At 63.6% G+C, this 23,290-nt stretch carries 21 protein-coding genes; 12 read left to right on the top strand and 9 right to left on the bottom strand.

Annotated features, from left to right (window positions below):
• The first annotated feature begins 151 nt into the window (after positions 1-151).
• On the top strand, positions 152-688 hold the full coding sequence (locus DWF74_RS27605; RefSeq protein ID WP_162884132.1) for a hypothetical protein: 537 nt from the start codon (positions 152-154) through the stop codon (positions 686-688).
• Positions 689-1,027: 339 nt separating this feature from the next.
• On the opposite strand, the gene DWF74_RS30520 is transcribed toward DWF74_RS27605, so the two are convergent.
• From DWF74_RS30520 to DWF74_RS27570, 7 genes are all read right to left on the bottom strand, one after another.
• Positions 1,028-1,909: a ubiquitin-like protein gene (locus DWF74_RS30520; protein ID WP_162884131.1), complete on the bottom strand. Its 882-nt coding sequence runs from the start codon at positions 1,907-1,909 to the stop codon at positions 1,028-1,030.
• A 304-nt stretch (positions 1,910-2,213) separates the two neighbouring features.
• The gene (locus DWF74_RS27595) at positions 2,214-2,738 is read right to left on the bottom strand and encodes a hypothetical protein (RefSeq protein WP_115582131.1); all 525 of its coding nucleotides are present in this window, start codon (positions 2,736-2,738) and stop codon (positions 2,214-2,216) included.
• A gap of 149 nt (positions 2,739-2,887) precedes the next feature.
• Entirely contained in the window at positions 2,888-3,817 is a 930-nt protein-coding gene (locus tag DWF74_RS27590) for a PoNe immunity protein domain-containing protein (protein WP_115582130.1), read from the bottom strand.
• 148 nt (positions 3,818-3,965) lie between these two features.
• Positions 3,966-4,514 carry a cupin domain-containing protein gene (locus DWF74_RS27585; protein ID WP_015635120.1) on the bottom strand — a complete coding sequence of 183 codons (549 nt, stop codon included), beginning with the start codon at positions 4,512-4,514 and terminating at the stop codon, positions 3,966-3,968.
• A 250-nt stretch (positions 4,515-4,764) separates the two neighbouring features.
• Positions 4,765-6,045: an NAD(P)/FAD-dependent oxidoreductase gene (locus DWF74_RS27580; protein WP_115582129.1), complete on the bottom strand. Its 1,281-nt coding sequence runs from the start codon at positions 6,043-6,045 to the stop codon at positions 4,765-4,767.
• A 55-nt stretch (positions 6,046-6,100) separates the two neighbouring features.
• Positions 6,101-7,591 (bottom strand): aldehyde dehydrogenase, encoded by a 1,491-nt coding sequence (locus tag DWF74_RS27575; RefSeq protein WP_115582128.1) that lies wholly within the window; start codon positions 7,589-7,591, stop codon positions 6,101-6,103.
• Between the two features lie 33 nt (positions 7,592-7,624).
• On the bottom strand, positions 7,625-9,001 hold the full coding sequence (locus tag DWF74_RS27570; RefSeq protein ID WP_102864203.1) for a glutamine synthetase family protein: 1,377 nt from the start codon (positions 8,999-9,001) through the stop codon (positions 7,625-7,627).
• Positions 9,002-9,267: 266 nt separating this feature from the next.
• On the opposite strand from DWF74_RS27570, the gene DWF74_RS27565 reads away from it, so the two are divergent.
• The 8 genes from DWF74_RS27565 to DWF74_RS27530 all read left to right on the top strand — a co-directional run bounded on the left by DWF74_RS27565 (position 9,268) and on the right by DWF74_RS27530 (position 17,238).
• Positions 9,268-10,023: a gamma-glutamyl-gamma-aminobutyrate hydrolase family protein gene (locus tag DWF74_RS27565; protein ID WP_115582127.1), complete on the top strand. Its 756-nt coding sequence runs from the start codon at positions 9,268-9,270 to the stop codon at positions 10,021-10,023.
• A gap of 250 nt (positions 10,024-10,273) precedes the next feature.
• Complete coding sequence (potA, locus tag DWF74_RS27560; RefSeq protein ID WP_060838662.1) at positions 10,274-11,416, top strand: polyamine ABC transporter ATP-binding protein; 1,143 nt, start codon at positions 10,274-10,276, stop codon at positions 11,414-11,416.
• Between the two features lie 44 nt (positions 11,417-11,460).
• A complete protein-coding gene (locus tag DWF74_RS27555; RefSeq protein WP_162884176.1) occupies positions 11,461-12,342 on the top strand; it encodes an ABC transporter permease subunit in 882 nt (293 codons plus the stop codon).
• Positions 12,339-13,235 carry an ABC transporter permease subunit gene (locus tag DWF74_RS27550; protein WP_115582125.1) on the top strand — a complete coding sequence of 299 codons (897 nt, stop codon included), beginning with the start codon at positions 12,339-12,341 and terminating at the stop codon, positions 13,233-13,235. The genes DWF74_RS27555 and DWF74_RS27550 overlap by 4 nt, the downstream gene beginning before the upstream one ends.
• 150 nt (positions 13,236-13,385) lie before the next feature.
• Positions 13,386-14,492: a polyamine ABC transporter substrate-binding protein gene (locus tag DWF74_RS27545; RefSeq protein ID WP_240322082.1), complete on the top strand. Its 1,107-nt coding sequence runs from the start codon at positions 13,386-13,388 to the stop codon at positions 14,490-14,492.
• A gap of 416 nt (positions 14,493-14,908) precedes the next feature.
• Positions 14,909-15,433 carry a DUF2867 domain-containing protein gene (locus DWF74_RS27540; RefSeq protein WP_115582123.1) on the top strand — a complete coding sequence of 175 codons (525 nt, stop codon included), beginning with the start codon at positions 14,909-14,911 and terminating at the stop codon, positions 15,431-15,433.
• Between the two features lie 24 nt (positions 15,434-15,457).
• Positions 15,458-16,627 carry an N-methyl-L-tryptophan oxidase gene (gene solA, locus DWF74_RS27535; RefSeq protein WP_115582122.1) on the top strand — a complete coding sequence of 390 codons (1,170 nt, stop codon included), beginning with the start codon at positions 15,458-15,460 and terminating at the stop codon, positions 16,625-16,627.
• 170 nt (positions 16,628-16,797) lie between these two features.
• Positions 16,798-17,238: a CBS domain-containing protein gene (locus tag DWF74_RS27530; protein ID WP_102864196.1), complete on the top strand. Its 441-nt coding sequence runs from the start codon at positions 16,798-16,800 to the stop codon at positions 17,236-17,238.
• A 162-nt stretch (positions 17,239-17,400) separates the two neighbouring features.
• Here DWF74_RS27530 and DWF74_RS27525 read toward each other — a convergent pair whose 3' ends face one another.
• The gene (locus tag DWF74_RS27525; RefSeq protein ID WP_115582121.1) at positions 17,401-18,744 is read right to left on the bottom strand and encodes a sensor histidine kinase; all 1,344 of its coding nucleotides are present in this window, start codon (positions 18,742-18,744) and stop codon (positions 17,401-17,403) included.
• A complete protein-coding gene (locus DWF74_RS27520; protein ID WP_102864194.1) occupies positions 18,741-19,400 on the bottom strand; it encodes a response regulator transcription factor in 660 nt (219 codons plus the stop codon). The genes DWF74_RS27525 and DWF74_RS27520 overlap by 4 nt, the downstream gene beginning before the upstream one ends.
• A gap of 234 nt (positions 19,401-19,634) precedes the next feature.
• Between DWF74_RS27520 and DWF74_RS27515 the strand changes: the two genes are divergently transcribed.
• From DWF74_RS27515 to DWF74_RS27505, 3 genes are read left to right on the top strand one after another with little or no spacing between them, the layout of a single operon-like run.
• Positions 19,635-20,105 (top strand): DUF2271 domain-containing protein, encoded by a 471-nt coding sequence (locus tag DWF74_RS27515; RefSeq protein ID WP_115582120.1) that lies wholly within the window; start codon positions 19,635-19,637, stop codon positions 20,103-20,105.
• A 26-nt stretch (positions 20,106-20,131) separates the two neighbouring features.
• Complete coding sequence (locus DWF74_RS27510) at positions 20,132-22,318, top strand: PepSY domain-containing protein (protein WP_115582119.1); 2,187 nt, start codon at positions 20,132-20,134, stop codon at positions 22,316-22,318.
• Positions 22,308-23,282, top strand: coding sequence for an FAD:protein FMN transferase (locus DWF74_RS27505; protein ID WP_162884175.1), 975 nt, complete (start codon positions 22,308-22,310; stop codon positions 23,280-23,282). The genes DWF74_RS27510 and DWF74_RS27505 overlap by 11 nt, the downstream gene beginning before the upstream one ends.
• Positions 23,283-23,290: the final 8 nt, after the last annotated feature.

The raw sequence follows: 23,290 nt of genomic DNA, 5'->3' as shown, positions 1-23,290 counted from the left end.
TGGGCCGGAAGCAGACAGCTGTCGAGATAGGGTTCGGTAGCCGAGTTAAAGGGCCTCATTGCCTTTCTGCGCCTTTGGCCAACAGGTCGCTGGTATGATCCGCGTCCGGAGCCGCCTGCTGGAGGCGGTGTGTTTGAGCACAGGAAGTCCCATGAAAAGAATGCTGTTCGGTGTGTGTCTGCTATCACTGGCCGGTTGTGTCAGCTCGCCCGATACCTCCTTCACCCAGGCCACCCCAGGTTGTAAAGCGGCCACCGCTGAGGTCAATGGGAAACCGGTCACCACGCAGTTCTGCATCAAGACAATCGCCTTCAAACCCTCACAATACCGAGTCACTGTTAACGACCAGGTGCTGTTCACCGGTACTGACTACCAACGCGTCGCCTTTACCAAAACCATCAAGGAAGGTCCGGCCAAGGGCACATGCAACGAGCTGATCGAGTTGCAGGGCTCCGGCTCGACAACAGTGCCATTGAACGAATTGCCCAGCGAATTGGTGGCAGGCTGCCAGATCACAAAAGACGCGGCCGGTAACGCCCAAGCCTTCAGCAAAGACGACGCCTGCGACAAGGTGTTCTACAAGTCGCTGGCGCCGTTGCTGGGCAAAGTGATGCCGGTTGAAGTGGCCCGCCAATGCAGTGTGATGGTGAGTGAGCAGACCGTGTTTGACCAACGCTTCAACTTTTAGAAAAAAGCACTGGAGCACAGGCAGGACAGCGGACACAGAGCCGATCGCTGGAAAGCATCCCGCTCAAGCAAAAAGGCGACGCATTGCGTCGCCTTTTTTGTTGCTTCATTACTCAACCAGGGGTCAGGCAGGATCAGCCTGCCTCAAGGTTCTATCACCCGGGGTACGCAACAGATCGAAGCCATCACCGAGCAACAGGCCGATGGCAAAGCGGATCTGTGAGAGGTCCTGCGGGCCAGAAGCGCAGTCAAGGATTTCCAGCAGTAGGAAAAAAATCTGTCCCGCTTTCCTTCATGGCAAAGGTTTTGGGGCTAGAAGTGACGATTCATCGCGGCCGTATCAGAACGAACCTGTCCAACTCATTGCCACCCAGCGTGCTGGCTGCTGCCCCTCACCGGCCTCGTCATAGGATGAAACTCGCGTTTGCACATAGTTCAAGTCTGCATAGGGTGAGAGCTCCACGCCCATGGGGCGCCAGAGAGCTTCCCAGTCCAACCGGGTACGCAACGCCACGGTATCGACTCCTGGAGTGGCGCTTGAGCCCTCATCCCCTGAAAGTGTCGAATAACCACGGCGAATGTCAGCATCGCCATGGTTGTAATACGCGGTCAGAGTCGACCAAAGATCGGGAGACAGCGCGGTCACTGGCGCGATGAACTCCACCAACAGGTAGGATCCTTGCTCTTTGATGGCATTCGCCCCTCCAGAGCTATCGCGTACACGGCTTTTGCCCACCGCAAGCCCCAGTTGCGCGCCGCTTTCCGTAAGACGCTGGCACCCTCCGACCTCAGCAACCCCAACCGAGCTACCGGCACCGCCGAGGTCATCCCCGCCCCAATCTCCGGCTAGCCAAGCGCAATTTTGCTTGCCGGAGGCAACACGAAAATCCAGGGGGTGCCCGTGGTTTCCACTCAGTACTAAAACAGCGGAGTTCACTGCGAGTTTTGACACGTCGCTCGCCTGCCGGGCAAGTCCATCCAGCCCACTAGGCTGCAATACGATCTGCACCATCACCAGGTGAAGCGTCGAGTCTTTTGCAATGTTGTAATCCGAAAGAGTTCGGCCATCCTCCAGGGTTTTTCCGGCAAACCTCAGCGTCTGCTTGTCGGGAGGAATGCCTTCTTTATCCTGAATCTTGGCTTTGACATTCTCGAGCGTGTCACTAGCTTCAACGTCCAACGTGATGGTCTTGCCAGTGAGGGTCTTGACGAATATCTGCATGGCAAATGCGGGTGTGGTTACACCACATGCCAGCACTAGCAACAAGGCACGAACAAGCAGGGGAACTCTAACGATTGGTAGCGACACAAAAGATACCGACTCTGTAAAAAAGCCGGCGATAGTAGCACGGTAATATCACCTGAACAGCCACTCCCCCTCAGTGAATCGCAGCTGGTTGCATACATACCTTCGGAGCTCATAGCGAAGCTACAGATCCAGCGCACTCATCTGACAGGACCTTGCGCCCGCGTCCGCTTTTGGACGAAAACAGCCCACCACTAGAAAGCTTTTCACCCCATAGCTTTCATTGAAAGAAGGTCACGAAGCTGGTTTCAATTTCGACGCATGCTGGCGGGAGCGTATTGACCAACATGGCGGCCTCGTCGCCCTGGTTAAGAAAAATCAGGAAGTCCCCGGACTCAAACTCGATCCTAAATCCGACTAGCCGAGATACCTGGCCATTGAGGGCATCGAGAACGCCCTTGACCTCGAGAACTTTCTCGCCTTCAAGGTGGGACGCTGATAACGCTGCAAGGAGGTTTTCCCTTTTCCAGGCACAGGTCACGCCAGGCTCTATCTCGAAGGAAACAGGCGTGTTGATAGGGTATATGTCAGCCCCAACACTCTCACCATCACTCAAGAGGTACATGGATATCACCTCTTGCCCGCCGAAATGCCATTCAATAGAGCCTACATATCCCAGACTCCTTTCCCCGTTGAAATAGTACTGGTCATGCATCAGCGCGCTCAGTCGCTTACCCACCAGCAAACGTGCCGTGTGCAAGTCTTGGGCTGCTCTGGTATGAGAAAAGCAATAGCGGCTATTCATTAAGCACCTCATGTACGTCGGACGAGGGGCAGTCCACTGCTGACCGAAAACTGCCACTCAAGGACGATGCCGTTGAGTCGATAGCAGCCCCTTCTGCATTCGACCAGAAACAAGGGTTGGAAAACGCTACAACGAATGGCAGCCCACCCCTACCCCACCCAATACCAGACCGCTCCCCCCTCAAACTCCGGCATCACTTCCCCCTGTGCAAAGCAGCGCCGCGACTCCGGCTGCGCCGGGGTAAACCAATAACCGGCCTTGCTGCAGGACTGCCCCGCCACCACCGGCGCTACATGCTTCGAATCGCTCGGCTGAAGATTCCTCGCATAGGCCACCAGATCCTTGGGATAGACCCTGTGCTCGACCCCGCTGTCATCGATGCCATAAAGGAAGGCAATGGCCGCCGCCTCGAACGCCCAATACCCGCAATAGCTGCCCTCGTCCCCTTGCAGGTGGCTGTCGTGCCAGGGCGCTTGCTCGAACGCGGGGTACCAGTCGTCACAGTACTGCTGCAGAAGGTCGCCGGCCTCGGTCGGGTCGTCGGCGTAGATGGCTTGTATCAGCGGTGTGTAGACGTCGTGGTACCAGTCATCGACGTCATATCGGTCGGGCAGCAGTTTGCACAGCAGGTCTTCGTAGAGGGTGTCGTCCCCGGCGTAGCCCGCGGGGTCGATCAGGGCCACGAAGCGTTGGAGCAGGTCGGTGCGGTGCAGCAGGATGCACAGGCTGAACACCTGGACGCACTCTTGGTACTGGTCGAGCCAGTCGTCGATCGCCAAGGGGGTGATGTTCGGAATCTGGTTGTACTCGGCCAGTTGTCTTTGCAGGTGTTCGTAACTGTCCACCAGGGTTTCCAGCAAGGGAATCAGCAGGTCGATGCTGTGGCCGGCGGTGTAGCGGATGAGGATTTCCTTGAAGATCCATTTCTGGAAATGCCGGGCCCTGAGGGACTTTTCCTGGGCTTCGGAGTCGGCCTCAAAGGTGTTTTCGGCAAAGAACTGCACGCTGTGCTGGTAGTTGCTGAAAAAGTTCTCCAGGCGCGCAGCGCTGAGGAATGCTTGTCGTCTGTCCTTGATCATGGGTCTTCCTTGTCTGAACGGCGCCCGCTCCAGGCCCTGACCGCAAGCGCGGCAACGGCAGTCACCGACCTAAAAAACAAAGCCTGCGACACAAGGCGCAGGCTGGATAGGGTTGCAGCAGGTCGAGCCGGATCAGTTACCCGGCCCCTTAGAAGTTCGCCGGGGTGTTGGCGCTGATGATTTCCGCCTCATCCTGGCCAATGTTGCGAAAGCTGTGGGGCAAGGTGGTGGGGAAGTAATAGCCATCCCCCGGGTTGAGCACGCTGACTTGCCCGTCCACGGTCAACTCCACGGTACCGCGAGTCACCAGCCCGCACTCCTCGCCTTCGCTGTGCACGATGGCTTCTTCGCCGGAGCTGGCGCCGGGGGCGTACTGCTCGCGCAGAAAGCGCATCTGCCGGTTGGCCACCGGGGCGCCGATCATCAACAGGCGCAGGCCGTCGCGACCCAGGTCGGGCTGTTCGTTGGCGCGGAACACGTATTGGTGTTCCCGGGGGGGCTGGTCGAAGGTGAAGAAGTCGGCCAGGGACATGGGGATGCCTTCCAGCAGCTTTTTCAGGGAGCTGACGGAGGGGCTGACGCGGTTCTGTTCGATCAGGGAGATGGTGGCATTGGTGACGCCGCTACGACGGGCCAGCTCGCGCTGGGAGAGTTTGTAGCTTTCGCGAACGAGTTTGAGTCGGGTGCCCGTGTCCATAACAGCCTTATGTGAGAAGTACTTAAGGGTATTTTTGCGGCGGTTGGGTCGCGAGGATCGCGATTTGGCTGCCCTGGAGCCTGAAAAGGCGGCTATTTAAACATGTTTGACAGGCAAGCTGTAAAGGCTGGCGATGAGGGGTGCCGCGGGGGAAATGTGGGTGCTGTCGGGGAGCGTTGGGAGGTCCTGCGGACCTCGTCGCAGCCTGCGGCAGCGGCTACAGAGTGGGGGCTGTAGCCGTGACGTGCATTTAGATGCCGAAGCGGTCGCGCAGGGCGTAGTACGCGGCGCCCATGGCGGTCAGTGGGGCCTGGAAGGTGCGGCCGCCAATCATCGGCATGTGCGGCAGGGAGGCGAAGGCGTTGAAGCGTTCGGCGTCGCCGCGGATCATTTCAGCAATCAGCTTGCCCGCCAGGTGCGAACAGGTGACGCCGTGGCCGCTGTAGCCCTGCATGTAGTAGGCGTTCTTTTCGATCCGGCCAAATTGCGGCATGCGCGACATGGTCAGCAGGAAGTTGCCGGTCCAGCGGTAGTCGATCTTCACGTCCTTGAGCTGGGGGAAGGTCTTGAGGATCTTCGGCCGGATCAACTGGTCGATGTCGTCCGGTTCCCGGGCGCCGTAGACCACGCCACCGCCGTACAGCAGGCGGTTGTCGCCGGTGAGGCGGAAGTAGTCCAGCAGGTAATTGCAGTCTTCCACGCAGTAGTTGTTGGCGATCAGGCTGCGGGCCAGTTGTTCGGGCAGTGGCTCGGTAACCACGATCTGCGAGCCGCAGGGCATGCTCTTGCGGGTCACTCGTGGATCGAGGTCTTGCTGCAGGTAGGCGTTGCCGGCGATCAGCAGGTATTTGGCGCGCACCAGGCCCTTGGCGGTACGCACCACGTTGGGTTCGCCGTAGGTGATTTCCACCGCTGCCGACTGTTCGAAGATCTTGCCGCCCAGGCCGATGATGGCGCTGGCCTCGCCCAGGGCCAGGTTCAGCGGATGGATGTGGCCGCCCTGCATGTCCAGCAGGCCGCCGATGTAGTTCCTGGTGCCGACTTCGCGGTCGATCTGCGCCTTGTCGAGCAGCTTCAGGTTGTGATTGCCCAGGCGTTCCCAGTTGCGTTTCTGTTCCGCCAGGCCCTTGAGCTGCTTGTTGTTCAGGGCGGCGAAGATGCCACCGGGGCGGTAGTCGCACTGGATGTCGTAGTGCTGGATGCGCTGGCGAATGATGTCGGCGCCTTCGAAGATCATGCTGCCGAGCACTTCGGCGCTTTTTTCGCCGTAGCGTTCTTCGATCACGTCCACGTCGCGGCTGTAGGAGTTGACCAGTTGCCCGCCGTTGCGCCCGCTGGCGCCGAAGCCGACCTTGGCCGCTTCGAGCACGGTGACGCTGTAGCCCGCTTCCGCCAGGAACAAGGCCGAGGACAGACCGGTATAACCGGCGCCGATCACGCAGACGTCGCACTCCACACTCTCTTCGAGTTGCGGGTAGTCGGTGGTCTGGTTGCGGGTCGCGGCGTAGTAGCTGTTCACGTAGGTTTGCATGAGAAATTCCCCAGCGGGTACGGGCCCAGGCCCGCCGCCGCTGTTGTTATAAGAGTTAGAGCTTGATCCAGGTCGCTTTGAGCTCGGTGTATTTGTCAAAGGCGTGCAACGACTTGTCGCGGCCGTTGCCGGACTGCTTGAAGCCGCCGAACGGCGCGGTCATGTCGCCGCCGTCGTACTGGTTGACCCACACGCTGCCGGCCCGCAGGCCACGGGCGAAGCGGTGGGCGCGGCTGAGGTCGGCGGTCCAGACTCCGGCCGCCAGGCCGAAGATGCTGTCGTTGGCGATCTGCAGCGCTTCTTCTTCGGTATCGAAGCTGATCACCGACAACACCGGGCCGAAGATCTCTTCCCGGGCGATGGTCATGGCGTTGGTCACGCCGTCGAAGATCGTCGGCTCGACATACAGGCCGCCAGTGTTTTCCAGGGTACGAACGCCACCGGCCAGCAGTTGCCCGCCCTGCTCCTTGCCGATGTCGATGTAGCGCAGCACGTTGTCCAGCTGGCGCTGGTCCACCACCGCGCCAACCCGGGTTTGCGGGTCGAGGGCATGGCCCGGTTTCCAGCCCTTGAGGGCCTCCACCAGCAGCGGGATGAACCGCTCGCGGATCGAGCGCTGCACCAGCAGGCGCGAGCCGGCGGTGCAGACTTCGCCCTGGTTGAAGGCAATGGCCGCGGCCGCCGCTTCAGCCGCGGCGCGCAAGTCCGGGGCGTCGGCAAACACCACGTTGGGGCTCTTGCCGCCGGCCTCCAGCCACACCCGCTTCATGTTGCTTTCGCCGGAGTACACCAGCAGTTGCTTGCCCACGGCGGTGGAGCCGGTGAAGGCCAGCACGTCCACGTCCATGTGCAGGGCCAGGGCCTTGCCGACGGTGTGGCCGTAGCCCGGCAGGACGTTGAACACGCCCTTGGGGATGCCGGCGTCCAGGGCCAGCTGGGCGATGCGGATCGCGGTCAGCGGCGACTTCTCCGACGGCTTGAGGATGAACGAGTTGCCCATCGCCAGGGCCGGGGCGAACTTCCAGCTGGCCATGATCAGCGGGAAGTTCCACGGCACGATGGCCGCCACCACGCCTGCCGGCTCCCGGGTCACCAGGCCCAGCTGGTCGTGGGGCGTGGCCGCCACTTCGTCGTAGAGCTTGTCGATGGCTTCGGCGTTCCAGCGGATGGCGTTGGCCGTGGCTGGAATGTCGATGCTCATGGAGTCGCCAATCGGCTTGCCCATGTCCAGGGTTTCCAGGAGCGCCAGTTCTTCCTGATGCGCCAGGATCAGGTCGGCGAAGCGAATCAGGATACGCTTGCGCTCGGCCGGGGCCTTGCTCGACCAGACGCCACTGTTGAACGCCTGGCGCGCCACCGCCACCGCACGATCGGCATCGGCCTGATCGGTGCTGGCAACGTTGGCCAGGAAGCGCCCGTCCACCGGGCTCAGGCATTCGAAGGTGGCGCCGCTGGCGGCGGCGCAGTACTGGCCGTCGATAAAGGCACGGCCTTCGAGGCTGAGGGACTGGAAGTACTGCTCCCAGTCGCTGCGGGATTTAGTCATGGCAAATACTCAAGACAGGAAGTGACACGGTCATCAGACCGTGTGCAGGTACCAGTTGTATTCCAGGTCGGAGATGGAGTTTTCGAACTCCGCCAACTCGCTTTCCTTACAGGCCACGAACACGTCGATGTACATCGGGTCGATGTACTTGGCCATCACTTCACTGTCGTCCAGTACGCGCAGGGCGTCCCGCAGGTTGGTGGGCAGGCTTTGTTCGTTCTGCTCGTAGGAGTTGCCTTCAACCGGCGCGCCCGGGTCGATCTTGTTGGTCAGGCCATGGTGAATGCCCGCCAGTACCGAAGCCATCAGCAGGTAAGGGTTGGCGTCGGCGCCGGCCACCCGGTGCTCGATGCGCACCGCATCGGCAGAACCGGTGGGTACGCGTACGGCCACGGTGCGGTTGTCGATGCCCCAGGTCGGCGAATTCGGCACGTAGAACTGCGCGCCGAAGCGGCGGTAGGAGTTGACGTTGGGGCACAGGAAGGCCATCTGCTCGGGCAGGGTGTCGAGCACGCCGCCGATGGCGTGACGCAGGGCTTCGTTGGTTTCCGGGTCTTCGCTGGCGAAGATGTTGTTGCCCTGCTTGTCGAGAATCGAGATGTGCACGTGCAGGCCGTTGCCCGCCTGGCCCGGGTAGGGCTTGGCCATGAAGGTGGTGTCCATTTCATGGTCGTAGGCGATGTTCTTCACCAGGCGCTTGAGCAGCACCGCGTAGTCGCAGGCTTTGATCGGGTCGCTGACGTGGTGCAGGTTGACTTCGAACTGCGCCGGGGCGCTTTCCTTGACGATGGCGTCGGCCGGAATGCCCTGCTCTTTCGCGCCTTCGAGAATGTCTTGCAGGCAGTCGACGTATTCGTCCAGATCGTCGATCAGGTAGACCTGGGTCGACTGCGGACGCTTGCCGGAAATCGGCGAACGGGGCGACTGTGGACGGCCGTTCACGTTGTCCTGGTCTATCAGGTAGAACTCCAGCTCGAAGGCGGCACAGATGGTCAGCCCCAGCTCGTCGAACTTGGTGACGACTTGGCGCAGCACTTCGCGGGGGTCGGCGAAGAATGGCTGGCCTTCAATCTCGTGCATGGTCATCAGCAGTTGCGCGGTGGGGCGCTTCTGCCAGGGCTCGACACTCAGGGTGCCGGGGATCGGATAGCAGATGCGGTCGGCGTCGCCGATGTCCAGGCCCAGGCCGGTGCTTTCCACCGTGGAGCCGTTGATATCCAGGGCAAACAGCGAGGCTGGCAGGTTGATGCCCTTCTCGTAGACCTTGTGCAGCGCGGTGCGCTCGATGCGCTTGCCGCGCACCACACCGTTCATGTCTGCAATCAGCAGATCGACGTAGAGAACCTCGGGGTGTTTTTTCAGGAAGGCATTGGCTTCATTGAGTTGAATGGCACGCGGGGGGACCGACATGATGCACCTATTGTGTTAATTATTATGTTCACTGCTGTGACACGCCAGCAGTCAACCCGAAAGAAAAACCGGAGTCAATAGCCAGCAACAGCGGCTTTTCGTCAATTATTTTGCTCCACTAGAGACAAATAACCGGCGCAATCCGCGCCAGCTGCGGGTTTCGGACGATTAACGTTTAGAATTTTTTACATGGAAGTTGTTAATTAAAATCAACGAGGATAAGCTCTGGAAAAACTCGTTCCAGCGTGAATTTCGAGGTGATAAAAATGGCATTCAAGCCATTGATCGGCGTTACTGCGTGCGTCAAAGAGATCGGCCTGCACCCCTACCACGTCAGCGGCGACAAGTACTTGCGTGCTGTCAGCGTCGCGGCCGAGGGCCTGCCCCTGATCATTCCTTCCCTGGCGGATCTGATCGATATCGACGATCTGCTGCACAACATGGACGGGCTGCTGTTTACCGGCTCGCCATCCAATGTCGAACCCTTCCATTACCAGGGCACGCCCAGCGAACCGGGCACCGCCCACGACCCGCAACGCGATGCCACCACCCTGCCCCTGCTGCGCGCGGCGATTACCGCTGGCGTGCCAGTGCTCGGCATCTGCCGCGGCTTCCAGGAAATGAACGTGGCCTTCGGCGGCAGCCTGCACCAGAAGGTGCATGAACTGCCGGGCTACATGGACCACCGCGAAGCCGACGACCCGCGCATCGAAGTGCAGTACGCCCCGGCGCACCCGGTGGCGATCCAGCCCGGCGGCGTGTTCGAGGCCATGGGCCTGGCCGGCGAGATCCAGGTCAACTCGATCCACAGCCAGGGCGTCGACCGCCTGGCCCCCGGCCTGCGGGTCGAGGCCCTGGCACCGGATGGCCTGATCGAGGCGCTGTCGGTGGAACACAGCACAGCCTTTGCCTTCGGCGTGCAGTGGCACCCGGAATGGCAGGTGCTGTCGAACCCGGCCTACCTGCGAATCTTCCAGGCCTTTGGCGACGCCTGCCGGCAACGGGCCGCGCAACGCCGCTAACCGGCAAACCCCGGCCGCTGTGGCGGCCTTCCAGGCATTCAACAAGATTCACCACGCCCTGCCCCGCGGCGAGCGCGCCTGTGCGCGCCCGACGTCCGGCGTGAGCAGCAAACGGCAAGACCACAACAACAAATAGCGTCAGGCCGCCAGGAAGGCAGCGCCGAATCAGCCCGCACCCCCTGCGGGCTGGCAATCAACCTTTAGGCCCGGCCGAATTGGCCAGGCTGCTGACACCTGTTGGGAGTTTCACATGGCAAACGCCTCCAGCACTTACCGCAAGGCCCTCGAAGGCACCCCGAGCCCGCAGAAGGTCCTGGTCAAGATCGACCGCGTGACCAAGAAGTTCGATGAAACCGTGGCCGTGGACGATGTGTCCCTGGAGATCCACCAGGGCGAGATTTTTGCCCTGCTGGGCGGTTCCGGCTCCGGCAAATCCACCCTGCTGCGCATGCTCGCCGGCTTCGAACGCCCCACCGAGGGCCGCATCCTGCTGGATGGCGTGGACATCACCGACATGCCGCCCTATGAGCGGCCGATCAACATGATGTTCCAGTCCTACGCCCTGTTCCCGCACATGACCGTGGCCCAGAACATCGCCTTCGGCCTCAAGCAGGACCGCCTGCCGCCCGCCGAGATCGAGGCCCGGGTCGAGGAAATGCTCAAGCTGGTGCACATGACCCAGTACGCCCGACGCAAGCCGCACCAGCTGTCCGGTGGCCAGCGCCAGCGCGTGGCCCTGGCCCGCTCCCTGGCCAAGCGCCCCAAGCTGCTCTTGCTGGACGAACCCATGGGCGCCCTGGACAAGAAGCTGCGCTCGCAGATGCAGCTGGAACTGGTGGAAATCATCGAACGCGTGGGCGTGACCTGCGTGATGGTGACCCACGACCAGGAAGAGGCCATGACCATGGCCCAGCGCATCGCCATCATGCACCTGGGCTGGATCGCCCAGACCGGCAGCCCGGTGGACATCTACGAGGCGCCGGTGAGCCGCCTGGTGTGCGAATTCATCGGCAACGTCAACGCCTTCGACGGCACCGTCACCGAAGACCTGGAAGGCTACGCCATCATCGACTGCCCGGACCTTGAGCAACAGATCTACGTCGGCCACGGGGTCAGCACCTCGGTGCAGGACAAGTCGGTGACCTACGCCATCCGCCCGGAAAAGATGCTGGTCACCACCCTCAAGCCCGACGCCCGCTACAACTGGTCCAAAGGCAAGGTGCACGACATCGCCTACCTGGGCGGCCACTCGGTGTTCTACGTCGAGCTGCCCGGCGGCAAGATCGTCCAGTCGTTCATGGCCAACGCCGAGCGCCGTGGCGCGCGGCCGACCTGGGACGACCAGGTCTACGTCTGGTGGGAAGACGACAGCGGCGTGGTGCTGCGAGCATGAGGACTGCGACCATGAGCACGTTCAATCAGAAGTTGTTCCGTATGCTGCCCAGTGGGCGCAAGCTGGTGATCGGCATTCCTTTTCTCTGGCTGTGCCTGTTCTTCATGCTGCCGTTCTTTTTGGTGATGAAGATCAGCTTCTCGGAAGCGGCCCTGGCGATCCCGCCCTACTCGGAGATCTACAGTTACGCCGAGCAGAAATTCCAGCTGCTGCTGAACCTCGGCAACTACGCCATGCTGGCCGGCGACGAGCTGTACCTCTCGGCCTACCTGGGCTCGCTGAAGGTGGCGCTGCTGAGCACCCTGATGTGCCTGGTGGTGGGTTTTCCCATGGCCTACGCCATCTCCAAGGCCAGCAAGGAAGCGCAGAACGTCTTGCTGCTGCTGATCATGATGCCGACCTGGACCGCGATCCTGATCCGCGTCTACGCCTGGATGGGCATCCTCAGCAACAACGGCCTGCTCAACAGCTTCCTGCTGTGGACCGGGCTGATCAGCCAGCCGCTGGAAATCCTCAACACCAACATCGCCGTGTACATCGGCGTGGTCTACGCCTACCTGCCGTTCATGGTGCTGCCGCTGTACGCCAACCTGGTCAAGCATGACCAGAGCCTGCTGGAAGCCGCATCCGACCTGGGTTCGAGCAACTTCAACAACTTCTGGAAGATCACCGTGCCCCTGGCCAAGAACGGCATCATTGCCGGTTGCATGCTGGTGTTCATCCCGGTGGTCGGCGAGTTCGTGATTCCGGAACTCCTGGGCGGCCCGGAAACCCTGATGATCGGCCGCGTGTTGTGGCAGGAATTCTTCAACAACCGTGACTGGCCGGTGGCCTCCGCCCTGGCGGTGGTGATGCTGGCGATCCTGATTATTCCGATCCTGCTGTTCAACCGCAGCCAGGCCAAAGAGATGGAGGCACGGGCATGAAACGCTTCGAATTTTCCAAACTGATGCTGGTGCTGGGCCTGCTGTTCATCTACCTGCCGATGCTGATCCTGGTGATCTACTCGTTCAACGCCTCCAAGCTGGTGACGGTCTGGGGCGGCTGGTCGATCAAGTGGTACGTCGGCCTGCTGGACAACCAGCAACTGATGGGCTCGGTGATGCGCTCCCTGGAAATCGCCCTGTACACCGCCGTGGCGGCGGTGGCCCTGGGCACCCTAGCGGCCTTCGTGCTGACCCGAGTCACCCGCTTCAAGGGCCGCACCCTGTTCGGCGGCCTGGTCACCGCGCCGCTGGTGATGCCCGAGGTGATCACCGGCCTATCGCTGTTGCTGCTGTTCGTGGCCATGGCGCAATTGATCGGCTGGCCCATGGAACGCGGCATCGTCACCATCTGGATCGCCCACACCACATTCTGCGCCGCCTACGTGGCCGTGGTAGTCTCCGCGCGGCTGCGGGAGCTGGACCTGTCCATCGAAGAAGCGGCCATGGACCTGGGAGCGCGACCGTTCAAGGTGTTCTTCCTGATCACCATCCCGATGATCGCGCCGTCACTGGCGGCCGGCGGCATGATGTCCTTTGCCCTGTCCCTGGATGACCTGGTGCTGGCCAGCTTCGTTTCCGGCCCGGGTTCCACCACCTTGCCGATGGAAGTGTTCTCGGCGGTGCGCCTGGGGGTCAAACCCGAGATCAACGCCGTGGCCAGCCTGATCCTGCTGACGGTGTCCCTGGTGACCTTCCTGGTCTGGTACTTCGGCCGTCGTGCCGAAGCCGCCCGCAAGCGGGCGATCCAGGAAGCCATGGACTTCACCGCCAACGAATCCTGGCAGCCACCGGCGGCGAAAAAACCTGCGGTACCCGCGCCGGCGACGGCCTGACCGTGACCGCTTCGCCAGCCCGCCGACGCCTACAGGTTGATGTTATCCGTAGGTGCCCGCTGGCTGGTGAAGCGGGTAAAAAGCTCCCCCAATATCCACCTTGCACACGCAGCAATCTGCACAATAAGAAATGGAGTTGTAGTGATGAAAATGCTTGGCAGGACACTGTTCGCCAAAACCCTGCTCTCACTGTCCTTGATGGGCGCGATGGTGACCGGCGCTCAAGCCAACGATAAGGTGCTGCGCGTTTACAACTGGTCGGACTACATCGCCCCGGACACCCTGAAAAAGTTCGAGGCCGAAACCGGTATCCACGTCACCTACGACGTCTTCGACAGCAACGAAACCCTGGAAGCGCGCCTGCTCACCGGCAAGTCCGGCTACGACATCGTGGTGCCGTCCAACAGCTTCCTGGCCAAGCAGATCAAGGCCGGGGTCTACCAGGAACTGGACAAGTCCAAACTGTCCAACTGGAAAAACCTCAACCCGGTACTGCTGAAAAACGCCTCCGCCAGCGACCCGGGCAATGCCCACGCCTTCCCCTACATGTGGGGCTCGATCGGCATCGGCTACAACCCGGACAAGGTCAAGGCGGCCCTGGGCACTGATGCCCCGATCAACTCCTGGGACCTGCTGTTCAAGCCGGAGAACGCCGAGAAACTCAAGGCCTGCGGCATCAGCTTCCTCGACTCGCCCACCGAGATGCTCCCCGCCGCCCTGCACTACCTGGGCTACCCGGTGACCAGCAAGGACAAGGCGCAGATCCTCGAAGCCCAGGAACTGTTCATGAAGATCCGGCCTTCGGTGACCTACTTCCATTCCTCCAAGTACATCTCGGACCTGGCCAACGGCAACATCTGCGTGGCCGTGGGTTACTCCGGCGACGTGCTGCAGGCCCGTTCCCGCGCCGAAGAGGCCGGCAACAAGGAGAAGGTCGCGTTCAGCATTCCCAAGGAAGGCGCCGGCAGCTTCTACGACATGATGGCCATTCCCAAGGACGCCACCAACGTCGACAACGCCTACCTGTTCATGAACTTCCTGATGCGCGCGGACATCATCGCCGAGGTCACCAACAGCCTCGGCTACAGCAACGCCAACGCGGCGGCCACACCACTGGTGGACGAAGCGATCCGCAACGACCCGGCGTCCTACCCGCCACAAGAGGTACTGGCCACCCTGTACGCGGTGCCGGATCAGCCGATTGCCATCCAGCGCGTGATGAACCGCGGCTGGACCAGGATCAAGCTGGGTAAATGATCCAAGGTGCCCGCCGCGGGCGGGCACGGCTGCCCTTTTTCCGTTCATGTCGCGCCTTACCACCGCGACACTCCTGCGAACGGCTTCACCCGGCTCCCTCGGTTGGGGTGAATCCTTGGCGCCTTCGGGCGCCTTTTTTGTGCACCCTGTAGCCGCTGCCGCAGGCTGCGAAAGGCTTGGGCGGCAGACCGACGCAGCAAACGCTGCGATCCTGAAGACAGCAGAGGGTCCTGCGGCCCCTGTCGCAGCCTCGCTAACGCTCGACAGCGGCTACAAAGACTCCAGATACCTTCTTGTGCACCTTGTAGCCGCTGCCGCTGGCTGTTCCCCGCCCCTGGAAGTGGTATTTTTTGCCGCTTCTGGCGTGGCTGATCGGCATGCAGCCCCAGCCGCCAGTTCTACAGGGAGCCGTATCGATGAAAACCGCTGTTCACCCTTGCCCGTTGCCCCATGACTCCAGCATCGCTGCCCTGGCCCCGGGGGCGAGCTTCATCGACTGTCGCCGCACCCTGGCCGAAGACCCGGAGCGCAGCGCCATGCGCCACCTGCTGTGCCTGATGAGCCAGACCCCGGCCTGGATCGACCGCATGATGGGCCTGCGCAACCGCGTGGTGCAGCTGTTCGGCCTCAAGGACCTGGGGCGCCTGACCCGCATTGACCTGGCGCGCCCCGACGAGGATTACCAGCCCGGCGACCGGGTCGGCATCTTTACCCTGATCTCCCAAAGCCCCAATGAGGTGCTGGTGGTGGACCGCGACAAGCACCTGGACGTGCACCTGTCCCTCAACCTCCAGCCCCAGACCGCCGAGGGCCTGCGCCCGGTGGTGCTGAGCACCGTGGTGCATCCGCACAACCGCCTGGGACGCCTGTACATGCTGCCGGTGGCGCCGTTCCACCGGATCATCGCGCCCATGACCCTGGCCACCATCAATAACCGCTGAGCCTTCACCCCCAAGGATCTTGCCGTGCAGACACCCGAATTCGATGTTGTCGTCGTAGGCCTGGGCGCCATGGGCGCCGCCACCCTCTATCAACTGGCCAAGCGCGGGGTCAAGGTGGCGGGCATCGACCGCTTCGCCCCGCCCCATGACCAGGGCTCCAGCCACGGCGACACCCGCATCACCCGCCAGGCGGTGGGTGAAGGCGCGGCCTATGTACCCCTGGCGATCCGCTCGCAGCAGATCTGGCGCGAACTGGAAGCCGAACTGGATGTGGCGCTGTTCGAGCAGTGCGGCGTGCTGGTGATGACCGCCAGCACCGAGCCGCTGCGGCCGGCGGACGCCCGGGACTTCACCGACAACAGCATCGAACTGGCCCGGCGCTATGGCATCGAGCACCAAGTGCTGGACGCCACCGAGATCCGTCAACGCTTCCCGCAGTTCGCCCCGCTGGATGACAGCGCCCGGGGCTACTTCGAACCCGGCGGTGGTTTTGTCCGCCCGGAACGCTGCATCGACGCGCAACTGACCCGGGCCCGGCAACTGGGGGCGACCTTGATCACCGGCCAGACCGTGCAGGAGCTCAAGTCCGACGCCGGGGGCGTGGAGATCATCAGCACCGGCTCGCCGATCAAGGCCCGGAAAGTCATCGTCAGCGCCGGCATGTGGTCGGCGCAGCTGCTCGGCGCGCCCTTCGACGCCCTGCTGCAGGTCTGCCGTCAGCAGCTGTACTGGTTCCGCCTCGATGAGCCCCGACACTACCCGGCCCGCTCGCCGAGCTTCATCCTCCACAGCGCCGGCGATGTCGACGCCTGCTACGGTTTCCCGCCGATTCCCGGCGAAGGCAGCGTGAAGATCGCCACCGAGCAATACAGCGTCAGCAGCCAGCCGGACAGCCTCGACCGCCAGCCCAGCCTCGCCGATGCCCAGCGCCTGTTCCACGAGCTGGTGGCCCCGCATATCGCCGGGCTGGCGCCGGAACTGGTGAAGGCCAGCGTCTGCGCCTACACCGTGACCCCGGATTCGGGCTTCATCATCGACCGTCACCCGCGCCTGGACAACGTCACCGTGGTCAGCGCCTGCTCCGGCCATGGCTTCAAGCACTCGGCGGCGATTGGCGAAGCCTTGGCCCAGTTGCAGGTGGACGGCCGCAGCGAAATCGACCTGCAGAGTTTCTCCCTGCAACGCTTCCACTGACGGCCACGGCCCCGTTATCGGGGCCGCGATGAAAAAAAAATCCCCGGGCTGACGTTTTTCGCCGTTTATCTGCCGTTTTCAGCCTTGCCGGTTGGTCGAGTCTCTACGATTCTTTAGAAACCCCTCAGGGCGGCACATCGCCGCCCCACGTAGAACCCTCGGAGCGCCCCATGAAGAGCGTCGCAGAACTGCTGAAACTCAAGGCCAAGCACAACCAGCAAGTGCACACCATCGCCCCGCACCAGATGGTCCTGGAAGCGCTGATGCTGATGGCCGAAAAAAACGTCGGCGCCTTGCCGGTGATGGAGAACGGTCAAGTGGTCGGGGTCATCAGCGAGCGCGACTATGCGCGCAAACTGGTGCTCCACGGGCGCTCTTCGGTGGGCACCCCGGTCAGCGCCATCATGAGCTCGCCGGTGATCACCGTGGACTCCCACCAGAGCGTGGAAACCTGCATGAGCATCATGACCGACAGCCACCTGCGCCACCTGCCGGTGGTGGAGAACGGCCAACTCCTGGGCCTGCTGTCCATTGGCGACCTGGTCAAGGAAGCCATTGCCGAACAGGCCGACCTGATCCGCCAGCTGGAGCAATACATTCGCGGCGAGTAACCCCGCAAACCTTGCACCGCCCCAAACGGCGCCTTCGCTGGCCCGCCAGCTCCTACAGACGCTCGCTCAGCGGCAGCCCATTGCGTAGGAGCCGGCTTGCCGGCGAACAGGCCCGCAAGCCTTGCACCGATCCAACCGGCGCCTTCGTTGGCAAGCCAGCGCCTACGATTGGCTCGGCCTCTCCAGGGGAAAGTGCACGCGAACTTCGAAGCCGTCGGCGCGGCCACTGGCCGGTGAGGCCAGGTGCAACTGGCCGCCGACGCCGTGGACGATACTCTGGGCAATCGCCAGGCCCAGGCCCGAACCGCTGGTTTCGCTGTTGCCACGCACAAAACGTTCGGTCAGGCGTTGCAGTACCTCCGCCGGCACCCGCGGCCCGCCATTGATCACCCGCAAGCAACCGTCGGCGCCGAGGCTGATCTCTACCGGCTGCGCCGGATCGCCATATTTCAGGGCGTTCTCGATCAGGTTGCGCAGCAGGATGCCAAAGGCGTCCGGATCGATGGCCGTGCACACCCGCGCTGCCTCCGGCAGCTGCAGGTTGATCCGCGCCGCCGCGCCGCGATTCCACTCCTCCACGCCATGGGCCAGCAACGGAATCAAGTCCTCGGGGGTTTGCGAGAGCAGCCCGCCGCCCTCTGCCTTGGCCAGTTGCATGAGCTTTTCCGAGAGCCTGGCCAGTTCCCGCAGGGCGTTCTCGATCTTCGCCGCCCGCACCTGCAAAGGGCCCTCTGGGGCTTCCTGGCGCAGGCGCTGGATCTGCGCCAGGGTCGCGGCCAGGGGCGTGCGCAGTTCATGGGCGCTGTTGGCAGTGAAGCTACGCTCCGCTTCCAGGGCTTTGCGCAGGCGCTCCAGCAGATGATTGACCGCCTCGGCCAACGGGTCGATTTCCGCCGGCAGGCGCGCCACCTTGATCGGTGACAAGTCGCCCACACCCCGGGACTCCACCGCCCGCCGGTATGCCAGCACGCTGCGCAGGCTGATGCGCACGAACACCCAGGTGCCCAGCAGGCTGATGGGAATCAGCCCGAGCAAGGGCAGCAACAACGCCAGCAACGCCTCCCGCGAGGCTTCGCGGCGGTGGGCCAGGGGCTCGGCGATTTCGATGACGATCGAGTCGTTCTCGATGCTGGCGCTGTACAGGCGGTATTTGTCCGTGGTGCTGAAGCCGGGACTGGGGCGGTGGCTGAAGATTTTCAGTTTGGCATCGTGGGAGCGCATGAGGATTCTCCCCTCGGCATCGCGCACCAGATAGGTCAGGTACTCGCTGTCCATCTTCAGAGTCGCCACGTGCCGCGCCCGACGCGGCCCGCGACGGTTGCCGATCTCCAGCGCCGCCAGGGGCAGGATGCGCTGGGCAGTGGCTTCCAGGGCGCTGTCGAAGGTTTCATCCAGCTCGTGCTGGACCACCAGCCAGGTGCCGGCGGTAGCCCCCAGCCAGAGCAGGGTCATGCCCAGGGTCAGGCCCAGGCTCAGGCGTTTTTGCAGGCTGATGGGACGCTTCATGCGGGCATCAGCCGGTAGCCCATGCCGCGCACGGTTTCAATCAGTTCGCGGCCGAGCTTCTTGCGCAGGCGGCTGACGTAGACCTCGATGGTGTTGCTTTCGATTTCCGCGCCGAAGGCATACAGCCGCTCCTCCAGCTGGGACTTGGAGAGCAAGGCGCTGGGACGCTGGACAAAGGCCTCGAACACCGCCCATTCGCGGGCAGTGAGGTCGATGATGCTGCCGCCGCGCTGCACGGTGCGGGCACTCAGGTCCACCTGCAGCTCGCCGAGGCGGATCTGCGGGTTGGGGTTGCCGCTGTAGCGCCGGGCCACCGCGGCGACCCGCGCCGACAGTTCGAACAGGTCGAAGGGCTTGACCAGGTAGTCGTCGGCGCCGGCATTGAGCCCGGCGATGCGCTCGGAAATCTGGTCCTGGGCGGTGAGGATGATCACCGGGGTCACATCCCCGGCGCTGCGGCGCTGACGCAGAAACTCCAGGCCGCGCCCGTCGGGCAGCATCAGGTCCAGCAGGATCAGGTCATAGGGCGTGCTGGCGACGCTGGCCCGGGCCTGCTCCAGGCGCTGCACCCAGTCCACGGCGTGGCCATCGTCGGCAATCTGCTCGCGCACCGCGTCCCCCAGCCCTGTCGCATCCTCGACCAATAACACCCGCATCGACGTTCTCCTGTACCTGTGTGGTGCTGCACCTTAACCGCTGAACCTGACGCGAATCTGAAGACGCCGCCGGCCTGATCAGGGTAGCCAGTGTCGCGCCCGCGGGATGCGAGGCAGATCAGCAAAAGCCCGAATCGCCGAGAGCACCACGACCTGAAGTTTTTTCCCGGCCTTCAGGTTGCTGTCAGCTAACCGGCCCAGGCTGCAGCCACATTCATCGAAAAGGACAGCCTCATGAACAAGCTTGTCGCCGCCGGTTGCCTCACCGCGGCCCTGGCCCTGCCAGCACTGGCCCAGGCCCGTGAAGTGACCCTGACCACCCAGCTCAAGCCCTACAGCGGCAACGGTGCTTACCTGGCGATCTACCTCACCGACGCCAACGGCGCCTACCAGAAGACCCTGTGGGTCGCCGGCAAAAAGGCCAAGTACTACAAGCACCTGCCGGACTGGGCCCGCGGTGGCGGCACGGTTGCCGGTCAGTACGACGGCATCAGCGGCGCCAGCGTGGGCAGCGGCGAGACCCTGACCGTCAGCGCCGATCTGGCGGACAGCCTGATCGACGCCGGCTATCAGATCCGCATCGACAGCGCCGTGGAAGACCAGCGCGATGTGCGTGCCGACGTGGTCCTGCCCCTGACACTCAAGGGCGCGGGCCAGCCCGCCAGCGGCAGCACCTATGTGCAGTCGCTGCGCTACGACCTGTAAGCCCTGCGCCTTGAGGAGGCCCGACCATGTTGCGCTCGTTGCACTCAATTCCCGGACTGCTGGCCGCCCTGCTGGTGATGCTGCTGGCCATCAGCGGCGCGACCCTGGCACTGAACCCGGCCCTGGAACGCCTGCAGGCGCCACCGGAGGCGGCAATCAGCGTGTCGCAACTGGCCGAACGCGTGGCCGGCCAGCTGGGCGGGATCGAGCAGATCCGCCGCACGCCCTCCGGCACGCTGGTTGTCTACCACCGCGAGCATGGCCAGACCCTGGCCAGCCGCGTCGATCCACAGACCGGTGCGCTGCTCGCGCCCTACACGCCCTCGGCCTTGGCCCGCTGGGTCAAGGAACTGCACCGCTCGCTGTTTCTCGACACCCCGGGGCATATCGTGGCGGCCCTGGGCGCCCTGGCAATGCTCTTGCTGTCGGCGTCCGGCGCCGTGCTGCTGGCTCGCCGCGCCGGTGGCTGGGGCAAGCTGCTGCGGCCGTTGCGCGGCAGTTTCAGCCAGCGCTGGCACGCCGAAGTGGGACGTCTGACGATTCTTGGCCTGCTGCTGTCGGCCCTGAGCGGGCTGTACCTGTCGGCCGGCACCTTGGGCCTGATCGCCGACGACGGCCAGAGCCAACCGCCCCAGCCGCCCCCGATCAGCGCCGGCCCCGCCTTGCCGGTGGCCAGCCTCGCGGCGCTGCAGGCCCTGGACCTCAACGATCTGCGCGAATTGGTCTACCCCGACCCTGGCAACCCCAAGGACCTGTACAGCCTGCACACCCGCAGCGGCCAAGGTTATGTCGATCCGGCCAGCGGTGCCCTGCTGGCCTTCCAACCCGACAGCGGGATGCAGCAGCTTGATGCGCTCATCTATCGACTGCACACCGGGGAAGGCCTGTGGTGGCTGGGCCTGCTGCTGGGCGTGTGCGCCCTGGGGGTACCGCTGATGAGCCTCACCGGCCTGTGGCTGTGGTGGCGCCGGCGTCGCGACGCGGTGGCGATCGACGACAATTGCCCGGCCGACGCCGCCGACTGCGTGATCCTGGTGGGCAGCGAAAACAACAGCACCTGGGGCTTTGCCCGGACCCTGCAGCAGGCCCTGGTGGCGGCAGGACGCAAGGTCCACAGCGCGCCGATGAACCAGCTGCGCGGCGACTACCCCAAGGCCCGCCAGTTACTGATCCTCACCGCCACCCACGGCGACGGCGATGCCCCGGCCTCGGCCAGCGACTTCCTCGCGCGCCTGCAACAACAGCCGCTGGCGCCTGATCTGAAGTACGCCGTGCTGGGCTTTGGCGACCGGCAGTTCCCGCGCTTCTGCGGCTTTGCCGAACAGGCACACAAGGCCTTGAGCGCCAGCGGTGCGCAGTGCCTGCTGCCCCAGGAAAACATCCATCGCCAGTCGCCCCAGGAATTCCGCCGCTGGGGCCAGGCCCTGGGACAGGCCTTGGGCTTGCCCCTGGACCTGCAGCATCAGGCCCACGCCCTGCCCTGCCACGAGTGGCAACTGGTGGAGTCGGTGGCCTATGGCGATCAGGTCCAGGCGCCGACGCGGATCCTGCGCTTCAAGGCCGCCGACGGCAGCGGGCAACAGTTGCCCGAGTTCCAGGCCGGCGACCTGGTGGGCATCCTGCCCCCCGGCACGACCCAGCCCCGCTTCTATTCCCTGGCCAGCAGCCGTGCCGACGGGGTGCTGGAGATCTGCGTGCGCAAGCACCCGGGCGGCCTGTGCTCGGGCTTTCTCCATGAGCTGCACCTGGGCGCGCGAATCCAAGGTTTCATCCAGCCCAATCCGCAGTTTCGTCCGCTTAAAGGCGCGCAGCCGGTGATCCTGATCGGTGCCGGCACCGGCATCGGCCCATTGGCGGGGTTCATCCGCGGCAACCGCTCCCGGCAGCCCATGCACCTGTACTGGGGCGGGCGTCATCCAGCCTCGGACTTTCTCTACGAGCCGGAGCTCAAGGGCTACCTGGCCGACCGGCGCCTGACCGCCCTGCGCGCGGCCTTCTCCCAGGTCCAGGAGCGCGGTTACGTGCAGGACCGGCTGCTGGCCGATGCCCTGGCACTGCGCCGGCTGGTGGAAAAAGGCGCCCAGGTGCTGGTCTGCGGCAGCCGGGACATGGCCAAGGGCGTGATGCTGGCCCTGGACGAAGTGCTGGCCCCGCTCAATCTCAGCGTACTGACCCTCAAGGCCCAAGGACGTTACCGTGAAGATGTCTACTGAAACCGCCGCACGGCAGCGCTACAGCCTCAACGGCCCGACCATGGGCAGCCGCTACAGCGCGCTGTTCTACGCCGCCCCGGGCTTCGCCACCCAGGACCTCGGCGAGCGTCTGGCCCAGGCCGTGGCGCGGGTCGAGCAGCAGATGTCGGGGTGGAACCCCCAGTCCGATCTCAACCGCCTCAACGCCGCGCCCCGGCATCGCTGGATCAGCGTGCCCCGGGAGCTGATGAGCGTCATCACCACGGCGCTGCGGGTCAGCGAGCAATCGTGCGGTGCCTTCGAGATTGGCGTGGGGGATCTGGTCCAGAGCTGGGGCTTTGGCCCCACGCCACGGACCCTGGACCTGCCGGCCTTGCGTGAACTGGGCCGGCAGCGTCGCAGCCCGGCCACCAGCGCCCTGGTGCTGGAGCCCAGGCGCCACCGCCTGCGCAAGCGCGGCAAACTGCGCCTGGACCTCAACGGCATCGCCAAGGGCTTTGGCGTCGATGAGCTGGCCCGGGCCCTGGAAGCCTCCGGCATCCGCGACTACCTGGTAGGGATCGACGGCGAAATGCGCGCCCGGGGCCGCAAGCCCGGGGGCCAGCCCTGGAGCGTGGCCGTGGAAAAACCCCTGCGCGGCGAACGCCAAGTGATGGGGGTAATGGAACTGGAAGATGCGGCCATTGCCACCTCCGGCGACTACCGCCGGTGGGTGGACATCGCCGGGCATTCCTACGCCCATACCCTCGACCCGACGACGGGCGAACCCCTGCGCAATCGTCTGGCCTCGGTCAGTGTGGTGGCCAGCAGCTGCATGCTGGCCGACGCCTGGGCCACCGCGCTGCTGGTACTCGGTGAAGTCGAGGGGCCACGGCTGGCCCAGGAACGCGGTATGGATGCCTTGTTCGTGATCCGCGACGGTACGCAGTGGCGGGAAGTGTCTATTGTGGGTGGACAGCTGCAGGCCGAGATCGAGGCCCGCTGAAACCCGTA

The organism is Pseudomonas protegens (genome assembly GCF_003363755.1).
Taxonomy (GTDB): domain Bacteria; phylum Pseudomonadota; class Gammaproteobacteria; order Pseudomonadales; family Pseudomonadaceae; genus Aquipseudomonas; species Aquipseudomonas danubii.
The sequence above is the reverse complement of the archived record's forward strand: the minus strand, read 5'-3'. Positions and strand labels throughout refer to the sequence as shown.